The 18,010-nt window shown below is 58.1% G+C and carries 15 protein-coding genes and 1 pseudogene; 13 read left to right on the forward strand and 3 right to left on the reverse strand.

All coding sequences use genetic code 11. The annotated features are described in order from the left end of the window. The 12 genes from LB547_RS24750 to LB547_RS24810 all read left to right on the forward strand — a co-directional run. A partial coding sequence (locus LB547_RS24750; protein WP_140763619.1) for a CoA transferase occupies window positions 1–429 on the forward strand: 429 nt, incomplete at its 5' end. Between the two features lie 118 nt (window positions 430–547). Next, window positions 548–1,462: an HpcH/HpaI aldolase/citrate lyase family protein gene (locus tag LB547_RS24755; protein WP_086081362.1), complete on the forward strand. Its 915-nt coding sequence runs from the start codon at window positions 548–550 to the stop codon at window positions 1,460–1,462. Between the two features lie 116 nt (window positions 1,463–1,578). Beyond that, on the forward strand, window positions 1,579–2,505 hold the full coding sequence (locus LB547_RS24760) for a LysR family transcriptional regulator (RefSeq protein WP_064994229.1): 927 nt from the start codon (window positions 1,579–1,581) through the stop codon (window positions 2,503–2,505). 200 nt (window positions 2,506–2,705) lie between these two features. After that, entirely contained in the window at window positions 2,706–4,139 is a 1,434-nt protein-coding gene (locus tag LB547_RS24765) for an NAD-dependent succinate-semialdehyde dehydrogenase (protein WP_064994228.1), read from the forward strand. After that, entirely contained in the window at window positions 4,136–5,689 is a 1,554-nt protein-coding gene (locus tag LB547_RS24770; protein ID WP_064994210.1) for a fumarate hydratase, read from the forward strand. Before LB547_RS24765 ends, LB547_RS24770 begins: the two co-directional genes overlap by 4 nt. A gap of 70 nt (window positions 5,690–5,759) precedes the next feature. Continuing rightward, window positions 5,760–6,257, forward strand: a complete 498-nt coding sequence (locus LB547_RS24775) for an Lrp/AsnC family transcriptional regulator (protein ID WP_064994209.1) — start codon at window positions 5,760–5,762, stop codon at window positions 6,255–6,257. Between the two features lie 195 nt (window positions 6,258–6,452). Further along, entirely contained in the window at window positions 6,453–6,698 is a 246-nt protein-coding gene (locus LB547_RS24780) for a multiubiquitin domain-containing protein (RefSeq protein ID WP_064994208.1), read from the forward strand. Continuing rightward, window positions 6,698–7,120 carry an E2/UBC family protein gene (locus LB547_RS24785; RefSeq protein ID WP_064994207.1) on the forward strand — a complete coding sequence of 141 codons (423 nt, stop codon included), beginning with the start codon at window positions 6,698–6,700 and terminating at the stop codon, window positions 7,118–7,120. Before LB547_RS24780 ends, LB547_RS24785 begins: the two co-directional genes overlap by 1 nt. Continuing rightward, window positions 7,117–8,571: a HesA/MoeB/ThiF family protein gene (locus LB547_RS24790; protein ID WP_064994206.1), complete on the forward strand. Its 1,455-nt coding sequence runs from the start codon at window positions 7,117–7,119 to the stop codon at window positions 8,569–8,571. The genes LB547_RS24785 and LB547_RS24790 overlap by 4 nt, the downstream gene beginning before the upstream one ends. 5 nt (window positions 8,572–8,576) lie before the next feature. Then, window positions 8,577–9,032, forward strand: coding sequence for a DUF6527 family protein (locus LB547_RS32720; RefSeq protein WP_224655967.1), 456 nt, complete (start codon window positions 8,577–8,579; stop codon window positions 9,030–9,032). A 571-nt stretch (window positions 9,033–9,603) separates the two neighbouring features. Further along, the gene (locus LB547_RS24805) at window positions 9,604–11,010 is read left to right on the forward strand and encodes an aminotransferase (RefSeq protein ID WP_064994227.1); all 1,407 of its coding nucleotides are present in this window, start codon (window positions 9,604–9,606) and stop codon (window positions 11,008–11,010) included. A 668-nt stretch (window positions 11,011–11,678) separates the two neighbouring features. Next, entirely contained in the window at window positions 11,679–12,404 is a 726-nt protein-coding gene (locus LB547_RS24810) for a LuxR family transcriptional regulator (protein WP_411908933.1), read from the forward strand. A gap of 503 nt (window positions 12,405–12,907) precedes the next feature. On the opposite strand, the gene LB547_RS24815 is transcribed toward LB547_RS24810, so the two are convergent. Then, on the reverse strand, window positions 12,908–13,174 hold the full coding sequence (locus LB547_RS24815) for a DNA -binding domain-containing protein (RefSeq protein ID WP_064994205.1): 267 nt from the start codon (window positions 13,172–13,174) through the stop codon (window positions 12,908–12,910). A 109-nt stretch (window positions 13,175–13,283) separates the two neighbouring features. On the opposite strand from LB547_RS24815, the gene LB547_RS24820 reads away from it, so the two are divergent. After that, window positions 13,284–13,502, forward strand: coding sequence for a helix-turn-helix transcriptional regulator (locus LB547_RS24820; protein ID WP_013533400.1), 219 nt, complete (start codon window positions 13,284–13,286; stop codon window positions 13,500–13,502). A 359-nt stretch (window positions 13,503–13,861) separates the two neighbouring features. Here the strand turns inward: LB547_RS24820 and LB547_RS24825 are convergent. Together LB547_RS24825 and LB547_RS24830 are read right to left on the reverse strand one after the other, a co-directional pair. Further along, a pseudogene (locus tag LB547_RS24825) lies at window positions 13,862–14,477 on the reverse strand (OmpW/AlkL family protein). Between the two features lie 727 nt (window positions 14,478–15,204). After that, window positions 15,205–17,334: a prolyl oligopeptidase family serine peptidase gene (locus LB547_RS24830; RefSeq protein WP_064994204.1), complete on the reverse strand. Its 2,130-nt coding sequence runs from the start codon at window positions 17,332–17,334 to the stop codon at window positions 15,205–15,207. Between the last annotated feature and the right edge of the window lie 676 nt (window positions 17,335–18,010).

Genomic DNA, 18,010 nt, shown 5'->3' on the forward strand with positions numbered 1-18,010 from the left:
GAAGTCATTTTTTCGGTTCAGAACGACCGCGAGTGGGTGAATTTCTGCGAGAAATTCCTGAAGCAGCCGTCGCTTACACGCGCACCTACTTTTGCAGACAATATGGAGCGGCTCGGACACCGTGCCCAACTTGACGAGATTATTGAAAGGCGGTTTTCCGAATTGTCCTGCCACGAAGCGATGCAGGAGCTTGAAGCGGCCGGTTTGGCATATGGGCGACTGAATGAAGTCGCGGATATTTCAAAACATCCCCATGTTCGCAGGGTTGGAATTGGCACACCTGAAGGAACTGTGGAGACGATAGCGCCGGCCGCAATCTTCAACTCTGAGCACCCGTCGCTGCGTCCAGTTCCAGCTCTTGGCGCCCACACGGAGAGCGTCCGCAAGGAGGTTTCAGCGCGTTTGCACGAAAGAGCTGTGTCAGCATGACCGCGCCGCTTGTCGGGAGCGACGCACTCGGGAGTCCGTGCTTGCTCCGGGCAAAGCACCGGCAGCCGGCCGGCAACCTCACTGGCATCGCTCTCGCTAATATCCGCGAGGCGAGTCCATGATCAAGGACAACCGTCCAGCCGCCGAAAGCTCGCTTCCCGTACCGCGCTGGAGATCCCTACTCTTTGTTCCCGCTCACGTTGCGCGTTTTGTGGCAACGGCCCATCAGCGGGGTGCTGATGGCCTCATTCTCGATCTCGAGGATTCCGTTCCGCAGGAGCAAAAAGGCGAGGCACGGCGGCAGCTTCCTGAATCTGTGGCAAAGGTGGGCAGTAAGGGCGCATCGGTTTTGGTCCGCGTGAACCGAGGTTTGCGCGTCTTGGCGGCCGATCTCGATGCAGCTGTGGTGGCCGGTGTCGATGCATTGGTTCTCCCCAAGACGGATTCGGCAGAGTGGGTTTTAGAGATCGCCAATGCGGTTTCGGAACTTGAACGGGAAAGAAATCTTCCCGTGGGACGCATACGTTTCCTCGCCCAGATCGAGACGCCTGGCGCTTTGCGAAAGCTCGCGACCATTGCGTCGGCGCATCCAAGGATGGTCGCAATGGCGCTTGGTCCTGAAGACTTCAGTGCCGCTGTTGGCGGCGTCCCGGGATTTGATCTGCTCCTGGCCCCGAGCCTTGCCGTGCTGTTCGCTGCCCGTGCGGCCGGATTGCTCCCTTTGGGCTTTATTGGAAGCATGGGCGAGTTCTCGGACACCTATAAACTTCGTGAAGCCGCGGCGCATGCGCGGCGGCTTGGCTTTGCCGGAGCTTTGGCGATCCATCCGGCACAAGTGGCCATTTTCAATGAGGCCTTTTCGCCGAGCGCACAGGAGCTCGAGTGGGCCCGTCGTGTTCTCGCGGCGCAAAAAGATGCGGCAGGGCAGGGTCGAGGCGCTTTCGCCTTCGAGGGAAAGATGGTCGATCCGCCGGTGATTCGAAGGGCCCAAGAAATTGCCGCCGCGGGTCCGGACACCGACTTGGACGTTTGAGTCTTGTGCGGCTGATTTAGAGCCGACTGGGTGCGCCGTGGCACAATTATTGCTGTCGCGCCATCGCATTTCGAGATAGATTGCCGAAATTGGAGTTCGCCCTCGGAAGAGTACCCGTGGAAATCAGACAATTAAGATACTTCGTCGGCGTGGTCGAAGCAGGCAGTTTCACGAAAGCCGCGGGCTTCCTTAATGTCGCCCAAAGCGCGCTAAGCCTGCATGTGCGTCAACTGGAGGAAGGCTTCGGGACTCAGCTGCTGATACGTGACAGGACTGGCGTGAGCGTCACAGCGTCAGGAGCCAAATTGCTCGAGCGGGCACGGGCGATCCTCAAAGAAATTCGACTTACTGAGGTGGAATTGACCAACACAGCTTCTTCCCCTGCCGGGGAGGTAACTATGGGCATTCCATCTGGAGCGGCTCGCGTTCTGAGCGGGCCGCTGCTTGAGGCAGTGAGGAACGAATTGCCCAAGGTGTCCCTCAAAATGGTGGAGGGTATGACTGGACCGCTAGAGGAGTGGATGGCTGCTGGACGCTTCAATCTGGCGGTTCTCTACCGCACCGCGGACAGTGTAGGGCGGATGACGGTGCTAGCGCGCGAAAACCTTTGTCTGGTGGTTCCGTCCGGTGAGCCACCCTTCGAAGATGCTATATCTCTTGCTGACCTGCATGCATTCCCGCTCGCGGTCCCCATGCGCAGCAATAACGTCAGACGTTCAGTCGCTGACGTCGTCGCACAACACGGTTGCGCGCTGGACGTCAAGTTTGAAGTGGACTCGCTCTCAACGATCATCAACATGGTTATAGACGGAAAGGCTTATTCTATTCTCGCTCCGTCCGCGGTTCAGAAAGAAGCCTCTCAAGGGCTGGTCCGGACCGTCAAGATCGTTGATCCGGCGATTACCCGATCCGTCGTGCTTGCTGTGAATCCGAAAGATGAGCGTTCTGCATCCGTTTGCGCGGTACGTAAGCTCATCACCAATGTGGCCAGAGAACTGATTGAGAGCCGCGGCTGGGCTGCAGTGGCTGCTGAGCCGACCTGATAACCGTTCAACTACGAAGCTGGGACATGACCGCTTCCCGCCATCAACATCAGATCGATCTGGATTCCAGATGGATTTCGGCACTAATCGATATTTGACCCTCCGCGACCATCGCGATGAAACTGGCTCAAGCGAGTTCAGTGTTTTTGACATCGAACGGCGCTTGTATGGCATGAATATTTCACTAAGTGGAGCGCGCGATGTCCGACGCTAGGAGCCACCACCTCTTTATCAACGGCAAATGGCGAGCCGGCGGTAGCAGAGCCACATTGCCGGTGGTTAATCCGGCGACGGAGAAGGTATTTGCTTCGGTGGCCTCGGCGACCGTGTCGGATTTGGATGAGGCTCTCGCTTCGACAGAACGGAGCCGCAAGGCGTGGTCCTCGCGGCCAGCCAAACATCGTGGCGAGATCCTCGTAGCAGCCGCCAGGATTCTAGCAGAGAGGGCTGGAGCCGCGGCCAGGGACCTGTCGGCCGAACAGGGAAAGACGATTGCCGAAGCGACAGGTGAGTATGTGCGCGCTGTCGAAACGCTGGAATGGAACGGCAGACATGCCGAGGAGCTGTCGACCCCGATTCCGATGGGTCCGAACCGGATGGTCGTCCCGGAGCCCCTTGGCGTCGTTGCTGCCTTTACCCCTTGGAACTATCCGGCCGTTCTCATCGCCCGCAAGCTCGCCCCTGCGCTTGCGGCAGGCTGCCCGGTGATCCTCAAAGGGGCTGAAGAGACACCGAGCGTGGCAGTCCATATTGTTGAATCGTTGCGCCAAGCAGGCGTTCCGGACGGCGTGGTCAATCTGGTCTTCGGTGTGCCGGTGCATATATCGCGGCATTTGCTCAGTTCGCCAATCGTGAAGGTTTTAACTTTCACCGGTTCAACCGCTGTTGGAAAACAGCTGGCCATGCTCGCGGCGAATAATTTGCAGCGCTGCATCCTCGAACTCGGTGGGCACTCCCCGGTTATTGTGTGCGAGGATGCCGACCTGGCAAAGGCCGTACCGGCTATTTCGGAATACAAGTTCGAGTGCGCGGGCCAGAGCTGCAATGCGCCCAGCAGGATTCTTGTCGCGCGGTCCCTCTATGAGGAATTTCTGTCCCGGATGACGGAGGCGGTCCGCAAGATCAGGATCGGCCTACCAGACGACGCTGCAACGGACATGGGTCCGATGGCGAACGCCCGGCGAATAGAAGCAATGCAGCGCCTGACCAAGGATGCGGTCGAACGAGGCGCCCGCATCCAAACCGGTGGCGCCCGCCTTGACCGACCGGGCTTTTACTGGCCGCCAACCATCCTGACGGCCGTACCGAAGGAAGCGAGAGTGCTTCATGAAGAGCCGTTCGGACCGATCCTCACTGTGGCGCCGTTCGATGCGCTCGAGGAGGCGATTGAGGAGGCCAACGCCACCGATTATGGCTTGGCCGCTTATTTCTTCACGGACGCTGCCAATACGCAGCGAAAGCTGATTAATGGCCTTTCGGCAGGCGCTGTCAGTGTGAATTACCTGAAAGGGGTCTCGGCAGACGCGCCCTATGGGGGAGTCAAGCAGAGTGGCTACGGATATGAAGGCGGCGAACAGGGGGTGCGAAGCTTCCAAATCCTCAAAATGGTCAACGGTCTCAGCTCATTTGGATGAAATCGGTGGGAAGTAGAACACGGACCATCGCCGGCAAGGATATCACAAGGAGCGTTGCCGACGCCCTTCAGTACATCTCGTATTACCATCCTCCAGATTACATCCGGTCTCTTTCGCAGGCCTACGTGAGTGAACAGAGTCGAGCGGCGAAGAATGCCATCGGACAGATCCTGGCTAATTCCCGCATGGCGGCCTTCGGACGGCGGCCGATGTGCCAGGACACCGGTCTTGTGGTGTGCTTCGCCAAGGTCGGTATGGACGTCCGCATCAACTCAGCAGCCAGTTTCGCAGACCTCGTGAATGACGGTGTCCGTCAGGCATATCTCGACCCGGACAATCCGCTTCGGGCATCAATTGTTGCCGATCCGCTTGCCCGACGGATGAACACCCGTGACAACACGCCGGCAGTCGTCCACGTTGACCTTGTGCAAGGTAACAAGATTGAGATCACCATTGCGGCAAAAGGCGGCGGTTCGGAGAACAAGGCCCGTTTCACCACTCTGAACCCAAGCGCATCCGTTGCCGATTGGGTGGTCGACACGGTGGCGACCCTCGGCAGCGGATGGTGCCCCCCCGGCCTGATCTCTGTTGGCGTCGGTGGTAGCGCTGAAAAGGCGATGCTGCTGGCCAAAGAGGCCATGAACGAGCCCATCGATATGGTGGAACTGATTGCCAGGGGAGCGTCCAGCCCAGAGGAGGGGCTGCGGATTGAGCTTTATGAGCGGATCAACGCGCTTGGTATTGGGGCCCAAGGCCTTGGTGGTCTGACGACAGTCGTTGACGTCAAGGTTGCGACCTATCCTACTCATGCGGCGTCCAAGCCCGTTGCCCTCATCCCGCAATGTGCCGCCAACCGGCACCTGAAGTTTACTTTGGACGGCTATGGACCCATCCGACTCCAGCCGCCCGATCTGAGCGAATGGCCCGAAATTGGAACGGACGAATTGAGGCCAGCCGGCGTACGCAGGATCAATCTTGATACGCTGGCGAAGGAAGAGACAGCATCGTGGCGCTGCGGGGAAACCCTCCTTTTATCCGGAACGATGCTGACGGGCCGTGACGCAGCCCACAAGCGGATCGTCGAGTTGATCGACGCCGGCAAGCCGCTTCCGTTCGATCTGCAGGGACGCGTTATCTACTACGTTGGACCCGTCCGCGCGGTGGGAGATGAAGTCGTCGGACCGGCTGGGCCAACGACCTCCAGCCGAATGGACGATTTTACGGAAAAGGTACTAGCCGAAACCGGGCTTTTCGCGATGGTGGGCAAAGCGGAGAGAGGGCGGGCGGCAATACAGTCGATTGCAAGATACAAAACGCCGTATCTCATCGCGGTGGGAGGGGCTGCCTACCTGATCTCAAAATCAATTAAGTCAGCGCGGCTTGTGGCCTTCGAAGACCTTGGCATGGAAGCTGTCTATGAATTCGAGGTGAAGGACATGCCTGTCATCGCAGCTGTCGATGTCGAGGGAAACTCCATTCATGATTCCGGACCTCTTGAGTGGCGAAAGCGCATGGCTGCGGACAGCATCGCACGCAACATCGGCGTTTGAACCCTTCGTGACCAAGAGCCGGTCGTTCCAACCCAATTCCAGTGTCGGCAACGGCATAAGAGCTGAAGTCATGAAGGCAAAACCCAATCCTCTGCGCCTGGACGCCTGGGATATCCGCATTCTTTCAGCGATTCAGTCAGACGGTAGGATTTCAAAAAGCGAGCTTGCGAAGCGCGTCCATCTTTCGGCGTCGGCTTGCTCGGAACGTCTCCGTGCACTCGAGGCCGAAGGAATTATTGAGGGATTCTACGCACGGCTCAGTCCAGCCCTCATTGGCGGCATGGTCTTTGTAATGGTGGAGGTCGTGCTGGACCGTCATCGCCTTGAGGACCAAAGACACTTCGAGGTCGCGATCCAAGATTTTCCCGAAATCTTGGATTGCTGGGCAATTGGGGGAAGGATCGATTATCTGATGCGCGTCGCAACACTTTCCATGGCTACCTATCAAGATTTTATGGAGGGGCTGCTGCAGGCAGGGCTGGGGATTGATCAATATTACAGCCTTGTGGTGACCAAACCTGTGAAATCGAATGCACCGATCCCCTTGTCCTCACTAAGACAGCGGTAGACGCCCAGGCCTGATTCCGCGGGTTTGGACCTCCATTCCGCGAATTCCGTGGCGAAACACGCGCATTCCCGTGAAACCCGAAGGAGCGCTTCCCGTATAAGAGGCAACTGGTCGAGCCTGCCCGTAATCAACGGGAGAAGAGGGATGTGCGCGCCTGAGATATCTTGAAACCAAGCAACTGCGAGAGACGGATCCATGGCTGCCAAAGAGAAGTTCAAGTTCAAAATCGAAAACGAAAATTACGATTGGGACAACCGGTTCATAACCGGCGCCGAGGTGCGAGGCGTAGGCCCTGGCATACCGGATAGCATGGACCTTTATGTGAAAAGGCCAGGCCAGCCTGGCCAGTTAGTTGGGCACGAGGACCCGATCGACTTGCTGCCACCGGGGATCGAAAAGTTCTACGCGCAGGATGCAAGTTCCGAAGCCGGAATTGAATAATGCCCCTGTTGTTCGATTCTGATTACGAGACACTCCACAAAGCCGGCGTCAATTTTGAAGAAGAGGAGGGCGCCCGTTTCCTAATATTCAAAAGATTTCCGCTGCCGAAAGGGGTTTACCTGGCAGATGCAAAATCTGCAAACGCTGTCGATGTGTTGTATGAGATTCCGCAGAATTACAATAGCTCGGGTGGGGACATGTTCTGGGTTCACCCACGACTTCACCGGGCTGACGGCAAGCCAATACCAAATACTGGCGGACCTGGTTCCAATGAGGATTCGCGTACGCACAAGGCGACAGTGTTTTGCCGGTGGTCCAGACACTGGCATAAAAATGCCTGGAAGCCAAAGGTCGACGACGTCCAGACAATTATGGACCGGATCTCATGGGCGTTTAAGTACCCGGACGCGAGGCGTTCATGAACGGATATCGGATTTCGATTATCGGTTCCCTCGACGATAGGCTCAAGAGCTGGTTGACCGGGCACCCCGACCGTGACGAGCGGGGCGCGCTCGTCCTCTTCCGCAAAATTGAGAGAACCGTACTGGGTCTGCCGCCGTCAACGCGTTTTGTGGCCGTTGACGCGATTGAGATGGATGGCGACTGGGTGCTGGACAGCTCCCCGGTGCACTTGCGCATCAATCTCCGCAAGTTCCAAGATATCTACTTTCGCTGCGAGCAGGAGCGGCTTGAGCTGGGGTTTGTCCACAGTCACCCAAGGGGCGCTCTGGATTTCTCGACGAAGGATGATCAGAACGAACAAAGCATTCTGAGGGGATACGCTGGCTGCAATGGCCCTGAGGTATCACTTGTCGCGATGATTTTGGCCGACGGACATTGGCGTGCCAGAGTTCGGACGGGTGCGGCCCCTCACGGAGTGGCTGACGTCCGGCATGTGTGTGTGCTCGGGACGCAGCTGTCAGTTCACATCGGCAAGAAGGTCGATGCTGCACCATCGGAAGTGCTAAAGCGACAAGAAGCTGCATTTGGCGAACCATTCAACGAGAAGCTCAGATCGTTGCGCGTAGCAATCGTCGGAGGAGGGGGAACAGGGTCTTCAGTCGCCACACTTATCGCTCGCGCGGGTGTAGGCGAACTCATCATTGTAGACGGCGATTTGCTCGAAGCTAGCAATCTCAACCGCGTTCGCGGATATCGCCGCTGCGATGTAGGCGAGAGCAAAGCTGCTACGTTAGCCCGATATGTTCGGGATCTGGGCCTGAGAGTGACTGTCGTTGCCATTGAGGGGTATGTGAACGAGTCTCCAGAAGCGGTCGATGCCATTTCCAGCGCCGACTTGGTGTTCGGTTGTACTGATGATGTCGCTGGGAGAGAAATTCTCAATCAGGCGGTTTACTATTACTGCCAAGGACTCATCGACTGCGGGCTCACAGGCAATATTGGTCTTGACCAGGACCGTCAGCCGTACCTACGTGATCATAGAGGGCGGGTTAGCACAGTTCTTCCCGAATCTGGTGGGTGCTTAAGATGCCAAGGCGTCGTCACCGAGGAAAAGCTCGATTACGAGAGTGCACTGAAGGCGCGTCCGGAGCTGGCGGAGCTGGATCCAGAGACGCTCCGGGAAGAGTATTATCTGATCGGGGGCGGGGAGCGGGCGCCCGGAGTAGGTCCCTTCACCAGTGCGACCGCCGACATGGCCGTAGCGACCTTGTTTGATCTGGTGCGCCCCTATCGGCGGCTTGCGAGCGACATTCGCCGCGACAATATATGGTACGATTTCGTGCACATGGTAATTTACAGCAATATGCCAAAAGACAACGCTGGTTGTTTTTGCTGCGGTCCAGACGGTTTATTGCTCGCACGCGAGAATGGCTACCGGCTCGGTATGCCGTCACTCGGCAAGCTGTGTTGATTCGCATGTGGTCTTGGTTGTTAAGTTTCCTACGGTGGGCAGAGGAAATCATTCTCGGTCCACGTGGTCCAAAAACACCGGCGGACCGAGTTCCTTCTGAGGCATCGCTCGCGGACGTATCTTTCGCTCGCAATGATGTGGTTGAAAAAACGCCGCCGAATGACGCGGTTCGGCCGGGACAGTTCATAAGCGTCGTGCATAAAGGCCGACCATACTGGGCACTCTTTAGGTGTCCCTGTGGGTGTGGCGATGTGGTTTCATTGCCAACCCACGCGCCACATAACCCCAGGTGGCGCATTGAGGTGAGCGTGGAGGGCCGGCCAACGTTGCATCCCTCCGTTTGGAGAACCAAAGGATGCCTAAGCCATTTCTGGCTCAGCGACGGGAAAGTCTATTGGTGTGAAGACACCGGTGTCGAGCCTTGGCGAGCCCGACCAGACATATACGCAAGAAATCTCTAGAGTGGGTCCTGGAGCCGCGGACGCGTTTGCGGTAAGGCCCGCGCGGCTTCACCGGGCGACGCACCCTTGTCATGGAGATGGGCCGCGCCACCGCGGGTCTCGGCAACGGCCTTCATCGGGAACTGTCCCTCGGCTGCAACAAGCGCCGCAAGTCGGTTTATTTTGAGTCCGACCCGGCCAGCGCGTCCTTGAGGATCTCCACTTGCATGGTCTTGCGGCCGGGAAGCCGCTCGAGGTCGCGAACGTGCTCTTCAAGCCCCGCACTTCTGAACTCCAAAGATTCGTCAGATCCCACCGCAGCCGCTGCAATTCAATCCGTCGATATTCGTCAGCCGCCTGTGCTTGAGTATATCTAAGCCTCCCACATTAGCCGACTGTCCGGTCCAAACGGGCCCAGTCCAGGCAAAGGTACACCAGCTCAGTTGATTTCCACGGCATCTGATCCCGATTCCGCGAATTCGTCTGCAAAAAACATCCATTCCCGCGAAATTCCAGCGGTGTTTCCGGTATACTGCTTGCCAATGAGCTGGCCGGCCAAATGCCCCCGCCATTGTATCGCGAGGAGAGGGACATGCGCTTGAGCAATCTGGGAACCGAGCAACTCCGGGAGAAGGATAGAAGCTTCGTCTTTCATCCTTCTACGCATCTGGCCAAGCACAGCCGAGGCGAAACGCCAAATAGGATCATGGCCGGTGCGGAAGGCGTTTATATCTGGGACACCGAAGGCCGAAGGAGCCTCGACGGTTTCGGAGGCCTCTACTGCGTGAATATGGGTTATGGATGCACGGAGATCGCCGAGGCTATTGCCAGGCAAGCGCACGAATTGCCGTTCGCACACGTCTATGCCAGCCAAGGTACGGAGCCGGTCGCCCTTTTGGCAGAGGCCGTGGTCGAGTATTTCGGTCAGAACATGCGAAGGGTCTATTTTGGCCTCTCTGGTTCCGACGCTAACGAAACCAACATCAAGCTGGTCTGGTACTATAATAATATCCTCGCCCGGCCCGAAAAGAAAAAGATCATCTCGCGAAATCGCGGCTATCACGGATCTGGGCTGGTCACCGGTAGCCTGACCGGCCTTCCGTTTTTTCACAATTTCTTCGACCTGCCTCTGGATTTGGTGCGCCATACCACCACGCCACACTACTACCGCCAGGCGCGCATCGAGGAGAGCGAGGAAGCTTTCTCCCGGCGCTGTGCCGATGAGCTTGAAGCCTTGATCCTGGCTGAAGGACCAGAAACGGTTGCAGCCTTTATCGGAGAGCCGGTACTTGGGACAGGAGGTATTGTGCCGCCCCCCACAGGGTACTGGACGGCCATTCAAGCGGTGCTCGATAAGTACGATATCCTTCTGATCGCTGATGAAGTGGTCTGCGGCTTCGGGCGGACCGGCGAGAAGTTCGGTTCTCACCTGTATAACATGCGTCCGGATTTCGTGACCATCGCCAAGGGGCTGAGTTCCGCCTACCTCCCCATCTCCGGGTCGATCATTGGCGACCGAGTCTGGTCGGTTTTGGAACAAGGAACTGAGAAGCACGGCGCACTTGGCCATGGATGGACATATTCCGGTCACACGCTTTGTGCTGCGGCCGCGCTTGCCAATATTCGACTGCTAAAAGAAAGAAACATCCTGGAACATGTGAAGGATGTCGGACCGTACTGGCAGGCCCGCATGAAAGCCGAACTGGCGGGACATCCCATCGTCGGCGAAGTTCGCGGAGTGGGTATCCTATCCGCGGTAGAGATGATGCGGGACCCGAAACAAAGGATACCATTCGATCCTGACCTTCAGGTCGGGGTGCGCACTGCAGCTGCTCTGTTTGAAAATGGTGTGATCGGACGGGCCATGCCGCATGGCGACATCCTCGGCTATGCGCCACCTCTGATCATTACCCGAAAAGAGATCGACATCATCGTCGGTGCGACCGCGAAATCAGTCGATGCCACATATCGCGCGCTGAAGGCTGAGGGTGCCGTATGATCTTCCAAAGGCGACGGGATTGAGCACTGGCGTGACCATGTGCCAGAATGCTGTCATATCATCCCATGAAAACTCTGCACGGACCAGTCGTAAAGATCCGGCTGCGTCAGGGGCCGTCCTTGGGTGATGCTGGCTTGACTGCATTCTGTTGCGCCGAGCAAACCAAATAGTTGAATTCAAGACATCTGATCCTGAGCATGCTCCGGACCACTTTACTCGCAAGTTGTAACCGACCAGTTCTGCCGCCACTGTCCTGTCCCCCAACAACCAGGGCCTTTGTGCGGCGCGCCCTGCCGGTGTACCTCCCCGCCGGCAGGGCGCCCTTTTTGATTCACCCCATCACCATCATTAAGGGCGGCCGGAAATCAGGCGTTCAAAGATGATTTGCGTATTAGGATGCAGATCGAAACTTAGACGCGACTTTACACCATTGCAGCGCGCCATCCCCACCATTCAACGGAGCGGCCACGCCGAAGATATCGTCCTCAATCATCGATTGCAGCAGAACAATCGCGGCGGTGAATTCTCACACCTCAAACCCAGTGTGGCCATATCTGCTGATCAGCTCCGAGACGCCTGCGAAGTCAATGACAGTTGTCCGGCCATGCACGCGGCGGCCGGGAGGCGTGCAGAAAGAGGAAGAAGCGAGCGCGACTATGACGAGGGACATGCCACTTGTTTTCGAGACATTCCTTGAAAGACTGTCACAGAGTGTCGATGAAGCAGATTTCCGGGAAGCCTTGGCTGAGGCGGCGGCAAGATTTGACCTACTCTCTTTTGCGTACCTGTCTTTGCCATCACTGCCTTCCGGCAAGCCAAGGCTAATTTCGAATTACCCACCTCGCTGGGCCATGCAGTATCTGGAAAATCAGTATGAGAAGCTCGATCCTGTCATCTTGCGTGCTCGAAATGGCGGCCGCCCGTTTCAATGGGGATCGGATTTGTGGGGCGGTAAGATGTCGCCGGCTCAACAGCAGCTATTTGATGAGGCGGCCCGATTCAGCATCCGCTGCGGATTGACGATCCCAATCGTCGATCTACGAGGCCGCACTGCCGCGGTTACGTTCGCCGCCGATGAGCCTCGTCCAGTATTTCTTCGGGTCATCGAGCGGTACGAACAAGCTCTTCAGCTGATGGCCACCTGCTTTCATCGCTGCGTTCGCCGCAAACTGCCGGGCGATCGAACCGTGGATGGGATCTTGCTGACATCGCGCGAATATATGTGCCTGCGGTCGGCAGCGCGCGGCAATTCGGCCTGGGTAACCGGCCGCATCTTGGGCATTAAGCCGCGCACCATCGCATTCCATTTGGAGAATGCCAAGAAGAAGCTGGGCGTGCGCACGCAAAATCAAGCCATAGCCCTTTTGGGGTCCCAAGGGAGCTCGATCCTCTGAGTAGCTCTTTGGTCCGCTGTGCTCGGGTCATCGGTCGCAGCATTTTAACAGCGGCGAAGGGATGCTGAGTCCCTTTGCCGCCCGGCGCAGTCAGGCGCGATGCAGTCGTATATTCCCGTCACACTTTGCACTCAAAGGGCTCAGTCGGCGTCTCGTTCCGACGCTAGTCCGCGTTGCATGGCTATGAGAATAGCTCGCCCCATACTGCTGACGTCAAGCGTCAACCGTGGCGGGCGCCCGGTATTTGAACATCCAGCTTCGCCGAAAACCTACACAGTTGTTACTCGTGGGAGGAGCGGCACTCGATGACGTGCTGCTGTGGCTACTGCCCATCCAAACGGAACGCGATTCCTTTTGTCGCATCAGACCCCCAACCGGCCAAAACCGATGCCCATGAACCGAATTGAGGCTGCCGTTGGCCGTTCCTGGATGCCTCATCAGGCGCCGAGGAGGGGGCTGTAGCCGAAGCAGTGGCGGCCACTGGGCGAGCACTGCGCAATTTCTCAGCTGTCGAACAATTCCTTGTACCCGCTTGTCATCACCCAGTTTGCACGGTCGAGATGACTGCGAACAGCCTTCCTCGCACGCTCCGGTTCTCGTCTCGGATCAATGCCGAGGATCAGATGTGCCATTTCCTCTTCGCTAGCATCGTCGCCGGATGCATCGAGGAGCCTCATGTAGGTTGTAAAGTGCTCCTTGTCGTAGGCTGTGATGCCGTCTGACCAGGGCACTTCGTCGGTAATCGCCATGTCCGATTTAGGCTGTAACATTGCTGATCCTAGCTCCAGATGATCGCCTCGGCGACTTCTCTCCCGGCAAAATGTGAATTACATATTATAGTTGATAAACTCAAGTCGCCTGATCCGGTGGCTTGCGTGCATGGATATGCGCAAGTTGATCGGACGGAATGTGCAGCGGATCAGGCAAAGGAAGCGTCTGACCCAGGAGCAGCTTGCCGACATTTCCGGCTTCAGCCAGCAGTACATCAGCGGTTTGGAGAAGGGCCGAAGAAATCCGACGATCATCACGATCTATGAACTGGCGTTGGCGCTCGGCGTCAGCCACATGGATCTGGTACGGCCCGACAAACAGGCCTGAAGTGGCGGTTCATGTAATTACTAGGAGCCAGCGCCTGACGGCGCTCACTGGCTCTCACTGGAGGTCCGATCTCCCCCGGGGCGACCAGCTATCGCCGCCAGCCCTTTGCCGATGAGTGTTCGGCGGGGCTCGCGGGCAAGGTGACTGAGAGAACCAGCGCTACGACGTTACAGTCGAGGTTACGACGTTCTGATCAAAGGTGGGCGCGACGCATGCTGATCGCGTACCTCGACAGGCGTCCTTGTGCTGGGCGTTCTGCAGAAGTCGTCACGGGAAACTGAAACTAACCCGAGGAAGGGGGAACGCTAACGGGCGCCTGAGGGGGCCCGTTGGCTCAAAGCGCTCACGAGGCCGCGGTATCATCGGTACGTGACACCTGCGCCGATCAGCCAGGGATCGAGCTCCGCCTTGCCCGTCTGGCTGTTACCGGCCACGGTGACTTCGAAGTCCGGCTTCAGGAAAAGCTTCTTCACGTCGAAGTTGACGCCCCAGTGCTGGTCGAGCTTGTAGTCGAACCCGACCTGCAGCGCGGTGCCGAAGGTGTTCTTGACCTTGAGATCATCGGCGCTGCCGGCCTTGATAAAGGATCGTATAGTTCACGCCGGCGCCGACATAGGGCTTGAAGGCGCCGAAATCGGTAAAATGATACTGGAATGTGAGCGTGGGCGGCAGCAGCCAAACCTTACCAACCTTGCCTAGCCCCATCGAGCCTTGGCCATTGATGTTGGCAAAGGTGGCGCCGAGTATGGGTTCGGCGGCGACGTTGTCCGAGAATATCGAGTTCAGGCGTCACCGTGTTCGAATAGGAAAGACCGGAGCCAGACACCCCATTGACGTAGCCCGAATCCCCAGTGATGACCCCCAAAGCGCGCAGGCGGATCTGCCAGGGCTTGGCCATTCCGCGACCGAAGGACCCTCGTCGGGGCCGCACGGTTCTGGAAGGTCTGACGCGACCGCCTGCTGTCCGATCAGCATCAGGACGACAGCCGCTGTTGCTGCCCGCGCAGGTTCATTCGCTTTGTTGACTGATATCTCTTGCTCTTCAGAACTAACGAATTATCATGCAACTAGTCTATTTGATTAAGATAGATGGAGCTGTGCGCGCATTCTGACCAACTGTGATCGCGTTATTGCTTTTGTCGCAGTCCTCGACCTGTGCTCCTTCGTTCGTGCTTGCTTTCGTCGTGCTCCCGGTCGTCCATACACGTTACCGGCGTGCCAGCCGATCGCGCCGCCAAGCAAAATGTCGCCTAAGCCAATGAACGCGCCCGGGTCGGATTCCTGCCGTAGCTGTGCCCGCCCGGGCTGGTCCCGCAGAAGCAACCGGATAGGCACCGTATTAACCTAGCCGAATGTGGTCCCCCGAGGAGCGCAGGCGGATATGCCAAGAGCTTGACTCCTAGATTGGTGTCGTAGACGGGCACGGGTAAGCGCAACGGGACGGGGGAGGCGGGGAGGCGCAGGTACTTGTGGATGACTCGTCGCGACAACCTGCTGTGCCAGCAGCATCAGGACAACGGCCGTTACTACTCCCTGCGCCAGTTTCATTTATTTGATCCCATGATATTGCTCCTTGCTCTTCAGAAAATGGTAGACTGCGATAGTCCTGCAGTATTGATTGAGGTCGACAGCGTACGGGGGCGCATTTGCGCAAACCGTGCTCGCATTATTTTGCACCTTTGCCGCACCCCTCGACCTGTACTCAGTCATCCGAAGTTCGCTCTCCCCGAGCTCCCGATCCTTTGTGAAAGCTATCGGCGTGCCAGCCGATCGCGCTGCGAAGGAAATTGATGCCAAGACTAATGAATCCAGCGCGCTCCCGATTGTCTTTACCGTGCCCGTGCCCGCCTGCGACGGGCTCGTAGAAATAAGCCGGATAGCCGAGGGCCTGCAGCTTTGCGGCCATCTTGCGCGCGTGGCCCGGGTGAACGCGGTCGTCACGCTTCGTGGTGGCGAGCAGGATCGGCGGATAGGGCTGTCCCGGCGTGGCGGCGTGATAGGCGGAGATTTCCTTCAGGAAAGCCCAATCCTCAGCCTTGTCCGGATCGCCATATTCGTCGATCCAGCTCGCGCCGGCCAGGAGCTTGGTGTAGCGGCGCATGTCGATAAGCGGAACCGTGCAGAACAGCGCGCCGAAATGCTCGGGATAGCGAGTAAGCATGTTGGCGATCAGCAGGCCGCCATTCGAGCCGCCCTCAGCGGCAATCCGCCTCGGTAGTGTGATGCCCCTTCGTACGAGGTCGGCTGCTACGGCAGCGAAATCGTCATGGGCGAGACGCTTGCCCTCCCTCCGTCCGGCATCGTGCCAGCGGGTGCCGAACTCGCCGCCCCCGCGGATATTTGCCACCACACACGTGCCGCCGCGTTCGAGCCACAGCTTGCCGAGCGAGGAGTTGTAGTGGGGCAGGAGCGATATGCCGAACCCGCCATACGCGGAAAGGTGAACCGGGGCATCTCCGTTCCCGTTCGCCGGACCGACCTGCATATAGGGAATCAATTCATCATCGATCGAGACTGCCTCGTGGCGCGTGACCACCAGTCCGGATGCGTCGAAATTCTCCGGGCTGCGCTTCAGGACCACTGGAGCGCCAAGAGGCGGCGCATCATTGAGATCGAGTAGGAGCAGTTGCGACGGTGTGATCGGGTCCTGAGCCGAAACGAGGACCTCTCCATTGGTCTCGTGATCTGCCGCATCGAGGGACCAGAGGTGGACGGTCCCTTGCGCGGGCACCGTGTCCAGGGCTCGGCGCGTCCATTCCTGGCGACCCGGGGTGAACACCTCGAAACGCGGAGCGAGGTTCTCGAGGTAGGCGACAATGAGCTTCCCGTCATTCCAGAAGAATGACTGCAGACAGCGCCTCTCGCCCGGTTCAAACAGGGTGCTGAAACGGCGTTCGCCACCGATGAAAGAAGAAAGCGAGATGCCGATCAGCGCGTCCGCGGGATGGGTGGTCCCTCTCACTGTCCAGGGCTTGCGCGGCTTTACCGCCAGCCAATCACCGAAGCTGGCCCACCAGGCATCCCGAGGAAGGTTGATCTCAAGCTTCGGCCCGCTCCTGTCGCCGATTTGGACTATCTGCTTGAAGAAGCCAGTATTCTCGATGAACCAAAGGCGCTCGTTCTCGACCGTGCGGTCCAGATGACCAGACACGCTTAGGGATTCGGAACCCGTCTTGAAGATTACCGGCGCGGTGAGGGGATCGGCGCCACGCTTCCACAACCGCACGGCCCGCGCGAAGCCGGAACGGGTGGCCATGTCATGACCAAGCGCACTGAAAAGCAGAAGCGTGTCAGGGTCGAGCCAATTTATCCCGCCCTTGGCCTCTGGGAGATTGAACCCGTCGGCGACAATGCTCAAAGAGCTAAGGTCGAATTCGCGATGCACGACCGCGTCGCTGCCCCCGCGCGACAGGCGCAAGACGGCTCTTTCGCGCGTCTCAGGCTCGATCGACGCGCCGCCCCAGACCCAGTCTTCTCCGTCGCTAGCGGCCAGGGCGTCCAGATCGACCAGTAGCTCCCACTGGGGATCCGCATTCATGTAAGCGGCAAGGGTGGTCCGGCGCCACAACCCGCGCGGGTTTCCGGCATCTTGCCAGAAATTATAGAGGTACTGACCGCGGCGCGTGACGAGCGGAATCCTGTCGAAACGGTCGAACATCACTCTAAGCGCCGCCCGGTCGCGCTCGAACTGCGTTCCCGCGAAGTGCTTCAGGGTCTTTGCCGACTGGCTGGCGGTCCACGCAAGTGCCCGTTCGCCTTCTACATCTTCGAGCCAAAGATGGGGGTCATCGTCGGGCGCATTCAGCGTTGGGCGAAAATCGAATTCGCTCATGACCGAAAGACCTGAGAAATGAAAGCGGAAGGGCTCTCGTCCGCTCGAGACGGCCCAATGTTTGCGGCGGTGTCCGCATGTTCGAAAAGCGTGATCATGGATGAGTTCTTCCCAACCGGTGGCGTCGCAGTGCTCCTGCACATAGGACCGCAGCTCTCGTGCCAACTCGGAAGCCCTTACGGAACAATGCGATCGCTCTGACAGCGCCGTGTCAGATGTCAGACATCGTCGCGAATGCGACAACGAGTGCACCGCGTAATCACCGGATCAACTCAGGCCCGATAGCTGACACCGTGCAGCTCACAAGGAATTTGGTTGGCCGCCGACATCTTCGCTCCGGAAGGCTTCGCGTATGCGAGTCAATGGCGGCCACCATGATGCGATGGACGAGTGAGCGACGAAGACCGGCTGCCACCTGTGGGTTTAGACCCCGCCGGCGGCAAAAACCGGAGCCAGGCAAGGAATTGGACGCCGCTTGGGCGATCTGAGGGTTGCCCAAGCTCTACCGCAATCTCGGCCTGCACCGTCCCCTTGATTGGATTCTTGAAGTCTGTCGATCAAGCCAGCAAGCTGTTCGGGCGAATGCAGTGGACTGGTCGCCAAGGCAGGTTGGGGTGATGTCGGGCCGCCGTCCGATATGCGATACGCGGGTTCAGGAGGGGCGGTAGAGTCCATG

Origin of the sequence: Mesorhizobium sp. B264B1B, assembly GCF_020165765.1 — a bacterium.
GTDB lineage: Bacteria > Pseudomonadota > Alphaproteobacteria > Rhizobiales > Rhizobiaceae > Mesorhizobium.

Bases quoted from the DNA above. Each gene is read 5' to 3' on its own strand.
- LB547_RS24755 (WP_086081362.1), top strand. From the start codon at position 548: ATGATCAAGGACAACCGTCCAGCCGCCGAAAGCTCGCTTCCCGTACCG.
- LB547_RS24765 (WP_064994228.1), top strand. From the start codon at position 2,706: ATGTCCGACGCTAGGAGCCACCACCTCTTTATCAACGGCAAATGGCGA.
- LB547_RS24770 (WP_064994210.1), top strand. From the start codon at position 4,136: ATGAAATCGGTGGGAAGTAGAACACGGACCATCGCCGGCAAGGATATC.
- LB547_RS24775 (WP_064994209.1), top strand. From the start codon at position 5,760: ATGAAGGCAAAACCCAATCCTCTGCGCCTGGACGCCTGGGATATCCGC.
- LB547_RS24780 (WP_064994208.1), top strand. From the start codon at position 6,453: ATGGCTGCCAAAGAGAAGTTCAAGTTCAAAATCGAAAACGAAAATTAC.
- LB547_RS24785 (WP_064994207.1), top strand. From the start codon at position 6,698: ATGCCCCTGTTGTTCGATTCTGATTACGAGACACTCCACAAAGCCGGC.
- LB547_RS24790 (WP_064994206.1), top strand. From the start codon at position 7,117: ATGAACGGATATCGGATTTCGATTATCGGTTCCCTCGACGATAGGCTC.
- LB547_RS32720 (WP_224655967.1), top strand. From the start codon at position 8,577: ATGTGGTCTTGGTTGTTAAGTTTCCTACGGTGGGCAGAGGAAATCATT.
- LB547_RS24805 (WP_064994227.1), top strand. From the start codon at position 9,604: ATGCGCTTGAGCAATCTGGGAACCGAGCAACTCCGGGAGAAGGATAGA.
- LB547_RS24810 (WP_411908933.1), top strand. From the start codon at position 11,679: ATGCCACTTGTTTTCGAGACATTCCTTGAAAGACTGTCACAGAGTGTC.
- LB547_RS24815 (WP_064994205.1), bottom strand. From the start codon at position 13,174: ATGTTACAGCCTAAATCGGACATGGCGATTACCGACGAAGTGCCCTGG.
- LB547_RS24820 (WP_013533400.1), top strand. From the start codon at position 13,284: ATGGATATGCGCAAGTTGATCGGACGGAATGTGCAGCGGATCAGGCAA.
- LB547_RS24830 (WP_064994204.1), bottom strand. From the start codon at position 17,334: ATGAGCGAATTCGATTTTCGCCCAACGCTGAATGCGCCCGACGATGAC.